9 protein-coding genes are annotated in these 8,769 nt (G+C 72.4%); 4 read left to right on the forward strand and 5 right to left on the reverse strand.

Annotated elements, in window-relative coordinates; translation table 11 throughout:
• The first annotated feature begins 170 nt into the window (after positions 1-170).
• On the forward strand, positions 171-1,205 hold the full coding sequence (locus tag H293_RS0117745) for a bile acid:sodium symporter family protein (RefSeq protein WP_033415473.1): 1,035 nt from the start codon (positions 171-173) through the stop codon (positions 1,203-1,205).
• Here the strand turns inward: H293_RS0117745 and H293_RS0117750 are convergent.
• The 3 genes from H293_RS0117750 to H293_RS0117760 form a co-directional block, all read right to left on the reverse strand.
• Complete coding sequence (locus tag H293_RS0117750) at positions 1,141-2,367, reverse strand: DUF4185 domain-containing protein (RefSeq protein ID WP_020119207.1); 1,227 nt, start codon at positions 2,365-2,367, stop codon at positions 1,141-1,143. The two genes, H293_RS0117745 and H293_RS0117750, sit on opposite strands and share 65 nt — an antisense overlap.
• 11 nt (positions 2,368-2,378) lie before the next feature.
• On the reverse strand, positions 2,379-4,280 hold the full coding sequence (locus H293_RS0117755) for a sialidase family protein (RefSeq protein WP_020119208.1): 1,902 nt from the start codon (positions 4,278-4,280) through the stop codon (positions 2,379-2,381).
• A 100-nt stretch (positions 4,281-4,380) separates the two neighbouring features.
• Complete coding sequence (locus H293_RS0117760; RefSeq protein WP_020119209.1) at positions 4,381-5,298, reverse strand: quinone oxidoreductase family protein; 918 nt, start codon at positions 5,296-5,298, stop codon at positions 4,381-4,383.
• Positions 5,299-5,427: 129 nt separating this feature from the next.
• Here H293_RS0117760 and H293_RS0117765 point away from each other — a divergent pair, with 129 nt between their 5' ends.
• Together H293_RS0117765 and H293_RS0117770 are read left to right on the forward strand one after the other, a co-directional pair.
• Positions 5,428-5,865: a MarR family winged helix-turn-helix transcriptional regulator gene (locus H293_RS0117765; protein ID WP_020119210.1), complete on the forward strand. Its 438-nt coding sequence runs from the start codon at positions 5,428-5,430 to the stop codon at positions 5,863-5,865.
• A 19-nt stretch (positions 5,866-5,884) separates the two neighbouring features.
• Positions 5,885-6,412, forward strand: coding sequence for an isochorismatase family protein (locus tag H293_RS0117770; protein ID WP_020119211.1), 528 nt, complete (start codon positions 5,885-5,887; stop codon positions 6,410-6,412).
• Positions 6,413-6,415: 3 nt separating this feature from the next.
• Here the strand turns inward: H293_RS0117770 and H293_RS0117775 are convergent, their stop codons facing one another.
• Positions 6,416-7,135, reverse strand: a complete 720-nt coding sequence (locus H293_RS0117775; RefSeq protein WP_020119212.1) for an SDR family oxidoreductase — start codon at positions 7,133-7,135, stop codon at positions 6,416-6,418.
• Between the two features lie 116 nt (positions 7,136-7,251).
• Here H293_RS0117775 and H293_RS0117780 point away from each other — a divergent pair, with 116 nt between their 5' ends.
• The gene (locus H293_RS0117780; protein ID WP_020119213.1) at positions 7,252-8,073 is read left to right on the forward strand and encodes a LysR family transcriptional regulator; all 822 of its coding nucleotides are present in this window, start codon (positions 7,252-7,254) and stop codon (positions 8,071-8,073) included.
• A gap of 13 nt (positions 8,074-8,086) precedes the next feature.
• Here H293_RS0117780 and fdhD read toward each other — a convergent pair.
• A partial coding sequence (gene fdhD / locus H293_RS0117785) for a formate dehydrogenase accessory sulfurtransferase FdhD (protein ID WP_020119214.1) occupies positions 8,087-8,769 on the reverse strand: 683 nt, incomplete at its 5' end.

The following is an 8,769-nucleotide window of genomic DNA, read 5'->3' on the forward strand; positions in this document are numbered from 1 at the left end:
TCGCGGAACGTGATGACAGTCAGAGTGGTATGCGGGATTCCCGATCAAGGGGTGAGGGAGGACGATGGAGGGGGACCTTCCGTCCTGAGGGAGGTACCCGTCATGTCCCCGTACCGTCGTCGAACACGAGCAAGTGGAGCACCGTGAAGCGCCTGAAGTGGCCGGCCTGGATGCCGGTCGACCCGTACATCCTGCTGCTGCTCGGCACGGTGGGCCTCGCGGCCCTCGTACCGGCACGCGGGACGGCCGCGGACGTGGCCTCCGGAGCCTCCACGGCGGCGATCGCCTTCCTCTTCTTCCTGTACGGCGCCCGCCTGTCCACCCGTGAGGCCCTGGACGGCCTCAAGCACTGGCGGCTCCACGTCACGGTCCTCACCTGTACGTTCGTGATCTTCCCGCTGCTGGGCCTCGCCGCCCGCGGACTCGTCCCGGTCTTCCTGACCAACCCCCTCTACCAGGGCCTGCTCTTCCTCACCCTGGTCCCCTCCACCATCCAGTCCTCGATCGCCTTCACCTCGATGGCCCGCGGCAACGTGCCGGCCGCGATCTGCGCCGGCTCCTTCTCCTCCCTGGTCGGCATCGTCATCACCCCGCTCCTTGCGGCCGCCCTGCTCGGCAGCAGCGGCGGGGGGTTCTCCGCGGACTCGCTCCTGGAGATCGTGCTCCAGCTGCTCGTGCCGTTCCTCGCGGGCCAGTTGACGCGCCGCTGGATCGGCGGCTTCATCACCCGCCACAAGAAGGTCCTGGGACTCGTCGACCGCGGGTCGATCCTGCTGGTCGTCTACACCGCGTTCAGCGAGGGCATGGTCCAGGGCATCTGGCACCAGGTGAGCCCGCTCAGGCTCGGCGGGCTCATGATCGTCGAGGCCGTCCTGCTCGCCCTGATGCTCGCCCTGACCTGGTACGGCGCCAAGGCGCTGCGCTTCGGCCGCGAGGACCGCATCGCCATCCAGTTCGCGGGCTCGAAGAAATCCCTCGCCGCGGGACTCCCCATGGCCAGCGTCCTGTTCGGCGCGCACGCCTCGCTCGCCGTGCTGCCGCTGATGCTGTTCCACCAGATGCAGCTGATGGTCTGCGCGGTGATCGCCAAGCGCCGCTCGCACGACCCCGTCCCGGCGGAGACCGGAGAGAGCGCCGAGGTCAGCGGGCCGGAGTCAGGCGCAGCGTCACGAACCGCGGTCGGTACAGCGACACGTTCCGGCTGAGCTGCGCCGAAGCGACCGCCGTCTCCAGCCAGTTGACGTCATAGCTGAGCACCAGCCGCCCTCCGCCGCTGAGTGCGAGATGCGTCTGCGGGTTGTAGGCGGCGACCTGCCCAGCGGGCAGGGACGGCGTGAAGTCCTTCTCCGGGCCGTGCCACGGTCCGGTGGGGGAGCAGGCCCAGTACGAGGTCACGGCCGTGAGCCCCTTCGTGCCCGCGGCCATGGTGAACAGCACGTACGTCCCGTTCTGTTGGACGACGGAGAAGGCGCTGCCCACCCCGGTGCGCCGCCCGTCCCCGAGCACCGGGCGCGGGCGGGCGCCGGTCGTCCACTGCGAGCCGTCCCAGTACTCCCAGGCGCCCGGTTCGGCGAGCCCGCCCTTCGGCACCCGGGCCACGTAGGCCGAGGAGGCGGAACGGGACGCGGCCTGGCCGTCGTCGCCGCCGAAGACGTACGTCCACTCGCCGTCCTCGACCAGCGTGGTCCCGAACAGCACCCGCCGGGAGGGGTCCTTGACCCGCTGCTCGTCGAGGACCTTCGTGATCGACTCGACGCGCAGGCCGGGCAGCGAGAGCGTGGCCACCTCGGTGGCGGTCGGAACGCCGTAGATCCAGGGCGATTGGCCCGCCGTCCGCACCCACAGCAGCACCCGCACGACCTTTTCGTCCGAGTCGGGGGAGCGGGGTTCGACGCGGGCCGCGACGGGCCAGCGCCACTGGCTCGGGCCGGGGTCCGGGAACAGGGGCGTCGGGAGGGTGGCCTCCAGGCGGCCGTCGCGCATCAGCACCGCCGAGTTGCGCACCAGGGGGGCGGTGGAGTCGCGCCAGGCGTACGACTCGCCGAGCGGGTTGGGCGGGCCGTACACCTGGCCGAGGTAGGTGTCGGAGAACAGCCACAGCAGCCGCCCGTCGGGCAGCCGCACCGAGTGGGTGCCGTCGCCGCCGGTCCAGTCGTCGGCGCGGGCGCCGTCGTCGCCGTAGCGTGCGAACTCGCCGGTGAGGCGGTCGTCCGCGGACCAGGAGCCGACGGTGAGCGGTGTGCAGGCGCCGGCGTCCCGCCCGCCGCCGTTCGGCAGGGCGGTGAGCAGCACGGCTCCGAGCACCAGCGCCAGCAGCAGACCGACGCCGGTGCCGGTTCGCTGTCGTGCTCGTGCGTCCTCGGGCACGGTCCGCGACGTTAGCGGCTCTCGCTCACCCGGTCCATGGGCAGCCACAGGACGGTGCCCTCCGACGCCGGGTCCGCGCCGGTGATCTCCGCGTCGGTCAGGGCCCGGTCCCACACCCGGACCTCGTCGATCGCGCCGGTGAAGAAGGCGCGGCCGTCCATGCGCTGCCCGATGTGCACACCGAACGGGGAGGTGCGGCTGACCGAGCCCGGCACATCCGGTGCGCCGGTCGCCGTACCGTCGATGAAGAGCGTCAGCCGGCCGCCGCCCCGGCGCAGGCCCAGGTGGTGCCACCGTCCGTCGTTGTACGCGCCACTCGTGCTCACCGAAGCCGTCCGCAGGGTCGTCGCGCCCGCCCGCACGGTGATCAGCCCGCGCACCCGCCCGCTCGTCGGCTCCCCGCGCAGCCAGACCTGCGGCTGATCCGGACCGACCCCGCCCATCCACAGCAGCGGCTGCTCCCCGGCCGTGGCCGTGTACCGGAACCACAGGGACGCGGTGAAGTCCTTCGTGCCGAGCGGGAGTTGCGCACGATACGGCAGTCTTACGGCGTCGTCGGCGCCGTCGAGGTCCAGGGCGCCGCCGATCACCCCGGTCGTCTCGCGGGCGCCGCCGAGCACGGCCGCGGGCGGCGCGAGGGGAGCGCGGTCGGGGGTGGTCGGGTCGGGGCCGCGGCGCGGTGTCAGCCAGTCCTCGGTGAAGCGGGCGAAGCGGATCTCGTCGCGCGCGTCGGCGGTCCCGCCCTCGTACAGCAGGCCCACCGTTTCCTCGTCGACCGGGGCCATGTCCGAGTAGCCGGACCAGTCGGTGGTGACGACCGTGGCGCGGTCGGGGGTGTCCCAGGTGGCGCCGCCGTCGTAGGAGGAGCGGATCGTCATCGTGCGGCGGCGGTCCGGGTCGGCCGGGCAGGACAGCAGCAGGCGCGCGCCGAGCCCGAAGGTGGCGCACTGGACCTGCGGGGCGTACAGGTCCGGCAGGGCCCGGAACGGCGCGTCGAAGCTGTCGCCGCCGTCGACACTGACGGCCTGGGTGCGGTGGCCGAGGTCCGTGCCGTCCTGCTCGCGTCCGCTGACGAGCACGGAACCGTCGGCGCGCTCGGTGAGCGTGACCTCCGAGGGCTTCTGCCGGAAGGTGCCGTCGGCGGCGACCGGCCAGGAGTCGGTGGCGCCGACCCGCCAGTGCTCGCCGCCGTCGTCGCTCACGACGAGTGCCGCGTGGTTGGCGGTGACCCTCCCCGAGCCTCCGGCCGGGGGGACCCCCATCTCGCTGCGCTCGCCGTCCCACGTCTCGGCGTTGACACCGAACACCAGCCGCCCGGCATTCCGTCCGTGGCCGAGTTGGATGCCGTGCACGGGGCCGGTGGCGTACCAGGAGGTGCGCCGCGCGGGCAGGAGCTCGTCGCTCAGGTCGCGGGGCGCGGACCAGGTGCGGCCGTCGTCGTCGCTGTACCGCAGGTGCGGGGTGCGCGCGCAGGGCGCCCGGCAGGTCCCGCCGTCCGTACGGCCCGGGTTGTACGTCTCGGCCAGCAGGACGCGGCCCGTCCCGCGGTCCACGAGCGGCGCCGGGTTGCCGTGGGTGTCGCCCGCGCCCTCGCTGACCACCTGGAGGGGGCCCCAGGTGCGGCCGCCGTCGGTGGACCGCTTGAGGACGATGTCGATGTCGGAGGCGTCCCCGCAGTTCAGGACGCGCCCCTCGGCGAACGCGAGCAGGGTACCGGCGGCGGTACGGACGATCGCCGGGATACGGAAGCAGGTGTAACCGGGGTCCCGGTCCGCCTTGAAGAGGATCTGCTGCTCCAACCCCGGCGCGGAGGGCAGGGGTTGGGCGAAAGCGGCGCTCGGCGGGGCGAGCAGGGCGGCGGTGGCGGAAATGGCGGACAGGGAGGATCTCAGACGTGCGCGACTCGACGGCACGGGCGCCCTTTCAGGTGTCCGTACATCCGGAAATGTGACCTTCCGGTGACGGACGGTAGTTCCGCCCCTCGCGCCTCACAAGAACCCCGCGCGTGTCCCGTCACGGATGGAGTACGACCTTTCCGAGGTTGCGCCGCGACTCGATCACCTCGTGCGACTTCGCCGCGTCCTCCAGGGCGAACTCCCCGTGCACGGCGGGCCGAAGCGTGCCGTCCAGGAACCTCCGCCACAGCTCCCGCCGCCACCGCTCGTACAACTCGGGCCGCTCGCGGGCGATCCGCGCCATCTGGAACCCGGTCACGGACTTGGCGCCGACGAGGAGGTCGTACGCCCGGATGGTCCCGCCGCCCGAGCTGTACGCCACCAGCCGCCCGCCCGGAGCCAGAGCTGCGAGCGCCGGGGTGAGCAGCTCGCCGCCGACCGCGTCGAGGACGTAATCGACGGGATCTCCCCAACTGCTGTCGCCGTAAAGGGTGGTGGTGTCGGCGCCGAGGGAGCGCACGAAGTCCGCCTTGGCCGGGTCGGACACCGCGCCCACCACCCGGGAGGCGCCCCGGGCCCGCGCGAGCTGCACGGCGAGGTGCCCGACCCCGCTCGCCGCCGCCGTGATCAGTGCCGTCTCTCCCGGCTCGGGTCTCGCCGCCTCCAGCGCGCCGAGCGCGACCAGGCCGCTGCGGACCAGGGCGACCGCGTCGAGCGCCGAGGCGCCGTCGGGGACCGGGGAGGCCATGGGCTCGTGCAGCAGCGCGAAGTCGGCGTAACCGTGGCCGAAGCACAGGCCCGTGACGCGTTCGCCGGGCCGGAAGCGGGTGACGCCGGCGCCGACGGCCACCACCTCACCGGCGAGTTCGCCGCCGAGCGGTACCGGCTCCGCGGCCTCGGTCACTTTGCGGACGACGGGCAGCGTGACGCCGATCGCCTCGCAGCGCACGAGGAGCTCGCCGGGGCCCGGCGCGGGGACCGGCGCCTCCTCCAGGAACAGCGGGCCACCCGTGGACTCGTAACGGACGCGACGCATCGATCCGACCTCCCCTGCTTCATCGGACTCCCAGCCGATTCATTGGGCTGCCCAACAGATTCATTGGACTTCCCAACGGTAAGGCGCTGGTCGTTGGGAAGTCCAATGAATAGTGGCTAGGCTGGCCCCATGGCCGAAGCACCCCTCCCCGCGATCCGCTCCCTCCCCAGCTGGCTCCTCGGGCGCGCCGCCGCCCGCGGACGGACCCTGGTGGCCGAGGCGCTGGCAGCCGAGGGCATGAAGATGTGGCACCACGTGGTGCTCTCCGCCGTCCGCGACCTCGCCCCCGTCGCCCAGGCCGACCTCGGCCGCGCGGTGCGGCTCGACCCCAAGGACCTGGTCGGTGTCCTCAACGACCTCCAGTCCGCCGGACTCGTCCTGCGCGAACCGGACCCCGGGGACCGTCGCAAGAACGCGGTGTCCCTCACGGAGGACGGGGCACGGCTGCTGACCCGCTGCGAGAAGGCGGCCCGCCACGCCAACGACGAGCTCCTGGCCCCCCTCTCCCCGGACGAACGCGCCATGTTCATGGACCTGTTGATCCGGATCTCCGGCACGGAGGGCTGATGGCGGATAACGTTCCGTCATGACCGGACCCCTCGCCCTCGATCCCGCGCGCAGCGCCCTCGTACTCGTCGATCTGATGGACCGGATCGTCGCGCTGCCCCTGGAACCCCGCAAAGGCACCGAAGTCCTCACCGCGGCCGAGGAGTTGGCGGCCGCTTTCCGCGCGGTCGGCGCACCCGTCGTGCTGGTGCGCGTCGAACGCCCCGGTGTCGCCGACCAGCCACCCGGCAGCGGGCTGGTCCCCGGTCTCGCCCACCCCGGCGACGTAGAGATCGTGAAGCGGACCATCGGCGCCTTCCAGGGCACCGACCTGGACGCACGCCTCCGCGCACTCGGCGTCACCACCCTGGTGTTCGGCGGAATCGCCACCAACCTCGGCGTCGAGTCCACCGCCCGCGCCGCCCTCGACCTCGGCTACGACCTCGTCCTCGTCGAGGACGCGATGGCCGCCTTCACCACCGCCGAGCACGAGTCCTCGACCGGCCTCGACTTCCCGCGCCTGGGCACGGTGGTGACGGTGGATCAGGTGCGGTTCGTGGCGGGCTGACCCTCAGACCAGAACCGTTCCGCCGTCCACGACCACCACCGAGCCGGTGCTGAAACCGCCGCGCATCAGATAGAGATACGCCTCGGCGACCTCCTCCGGCTCGCCGACCCGCCCCACGGGGAGCGACTCGGCGGCGGCCGCGAACAGGCCGTCGCGCTCCTCCTCCGCAAGCTCCCGCCACAGCTCGGTGCGCACCACCCCCGGCTCGACCACGTTGACCCGGACCGGAGCCAGTTCCAGGGCCAGAGCCCGGGTCAGCGACTCCATCGCCCCGGCCAGGCCCGCCACCACACTCGTCCCCGGCATCGGCCGGTGCGCGACGGTCCCCGTGGTGAGCACGACCGACCCGCCCTCCCGGATGAGCGGCGCCCCGTACTTGACCACCGTGACCGCGCCCCACAGCCGCGTCTCCAGGAAGCTCCGCGCCCGGGCGAGGTCGGACTCGGCCAGCGGCTCGAACCGCAGCGGTTCGCCCGCCGTGAAGACGAGGTGGTCGAAGGCACCCGTCCGCGCGAAGAAGGCCCGCACACCGGCCTCCGAGGTGACGTCGAGAACATCCCCCGAGACACCCGGCGGCAACTGCTTCAGTGCCGCCTCCACACTCTCCCTCCGGCGCGAGGCGACCACCACCTCGGCACCGTCCCGGGCCGCCGCGTCCGCCACCGCCAGACCGATGCCCGATGTGCCGCCGACCACGACGATCCGCTGTCCCCGCAGGCTCATGCCGTTTCCCCTTTCGTGGGTGTTCGGCTCCAGCCTGCGGGCGCCCCCGCCGCGCCGTCCAAGACCTCTTTCGACCTCGGCGATACCCTGGAGGCATCGCCGAGGGAAGGACGGCCATGGACCTCGACCTGCGGAAAGTGCGCTACTTCGTCGCGGTGGCCGAGCTGCTGCACTTCGGACGGGCGGCCGAGCGGCTGCACATCGCCCAGCCGGTCCTGAGCCGCCAGATCAAGGCACTGGAGAAGGACTTGGACGCCGTCCTGTTCCAACGCGACAGCCACGGCGTCACCTTGACCCCGGCAGGGCGCCAACTCCTCGACGACGCCCGGCACCTGCTCGCCACCGCGGACGGCACCCGGCGCCGGGTCCACCGCGCAGCCCACGGCCCGCACCGCGTGGTCGTCGGCTTCCGCGCGGGCATCGTGCTGTCCCACGCCCTGCGCGCCTTCTGCGCCGCCCGCCCCGACATCGCCGTCGAGGCGCGCCGCGTCGAGTGGGACGACCAGGAGGACCTCATCCTCGACGGCACCGTCGACCTCGCCTACGTGCGGCCACCGGTCCGCGAGCGCGGCCTGGAGCTGCTGCCGCTGTTCACCGAGAGCCGCGTGGCGATGCTCCCCGCGGACCACCGGCTCGCCGGCAAGCAGGAGCTGCGCCTGGCCGACCTGGCGGACGAGCCACGGCTGCGGTACGCCGATCCCGGCCCCGACGACGTCCCGATCCGCACCATCGAGGAGAAGTTCGAGCGCGTGGTGGCCGGACAGGGCATCACCCTCGTCCCCGAGTCCGTCGCCCGCCAGTACTCACGGCCGGACATCACCTACGTCCCGGTCCTGGACGCGGAGCCGGACCAGGTCTTCCTGGCCTGGGAGGCGAGCCGGAGATCACCCCTTGTCGCAGCGTTCGTCGAGGCCCTTGCCGAGGAGCCGAAGGGCTGAGAGGGGAAGCCGCTCAGCTCGGGGCTGCCGTTGCCTCCAGCGCCAGCCGGTCCTCGCCCGCGTACACGTTCATGGAGGGGCCGCGTAGGAAGCCGATCAGGGTGAGGCCGGTTTCGGTGGCGAGGTCGACGGCGAGGGAGGAGGGGGCGGAGACGGCGGCGAGGAGGGGGATGCCGGCCATGACGGCTTTTTGTGCGAGTTCGAAGGAGGCGCGGCCGGAGACGAGGAGGAGGGTGCGGGAGAGGGGGAGGTGGCCGTGTTGGAGGGCGCGGCCGATGAGTTTGTCGACGGCGTTGTGGCGGCCGACGTCTTCGCGTATGTCGAGGAGTTCGCCGTGTTCGGTGAAGAGGGCGGCGGCGTGGAGGCCTCCGGTGCGGTCGAAGACGCGTTGGGCTGCCCGGAGCCGGTCGGGGAGGCTGGCGAGGAGGTCGGGACTGACGCGGACCGGGGGAGTGTCGTGGATGGGCCAGTGGGTGGTGGTGCGGACGGCGTCGAGGCTGGCTTTGCCGCACAGGCCGCAGGAGGAGGTGGTGTAGACGTTGCGTTCGAGGGTGATGTCGGGGATGACGACGTGGGGTGTGGTGGTGACGTCGACGACGTTGTAGGTGTTGGAGCCGTCTGTGGTGGCGCCGGCGCAGTAGACGATGTTCTGGAGGTCGTTTTGTTGGGCGAGGACGCCTTCGCTGACGAGGAAGC

It is taken from the genome of Streptomyces canus 299MFChir4.1, from assembly GCF_000383615.1.
Classification (GTDB): domain Bacteria; phylum Actinomycetota; class Actinomycetes; order Streptomycetales; family Streptomycetaceae; genus Streptomyces; species Streptomyces canus_C.

Coding starts and splice junctions, on each gene's coding strand:
- H293_RS0117760 (WP_020119209.1), bottom strand. CDS start 5,298: ATGCGTCGCGTCCGTTACGAGTCCACGGGTGGCCCGCTGTTCCTGGAG.
- H293_RS0117745 (WP_033415473.1), top strand. CDS start 171: ATGCCGGTCGACCCGTACATCCTGCTGCTGCTCGGCACGGTGGGCCTC.
- H293_RS0117770 (WP_020119211.1), top strand. CDS start 5,885: ATGACCGGACCCCTCGCCCTCGATCCCGCGCGCAGCGCCCTCGTACTC.
- H293_RS0117780 (WP_020119213.1), top strand. CDS start 7,252: ATGGACCTCGACCTGCGGAAAGTGCGCTACTTCGTCGCGGTGGCCGAG.
- H293_RS0117765 (WP_020119210.1), top strand. CDS start 5,428: ATGGCCGAAGCACCCCTCCCCGCGATCCGCTCCCTCCCCAGCTGGCTC.
- H293_RS0117775 (WP_020119212.1), bottom strand. CDS start 7,135: ATGAGCCTGCGGGGACAGCGGATCGTCGTGGTCGGCGGCACATCGGGC.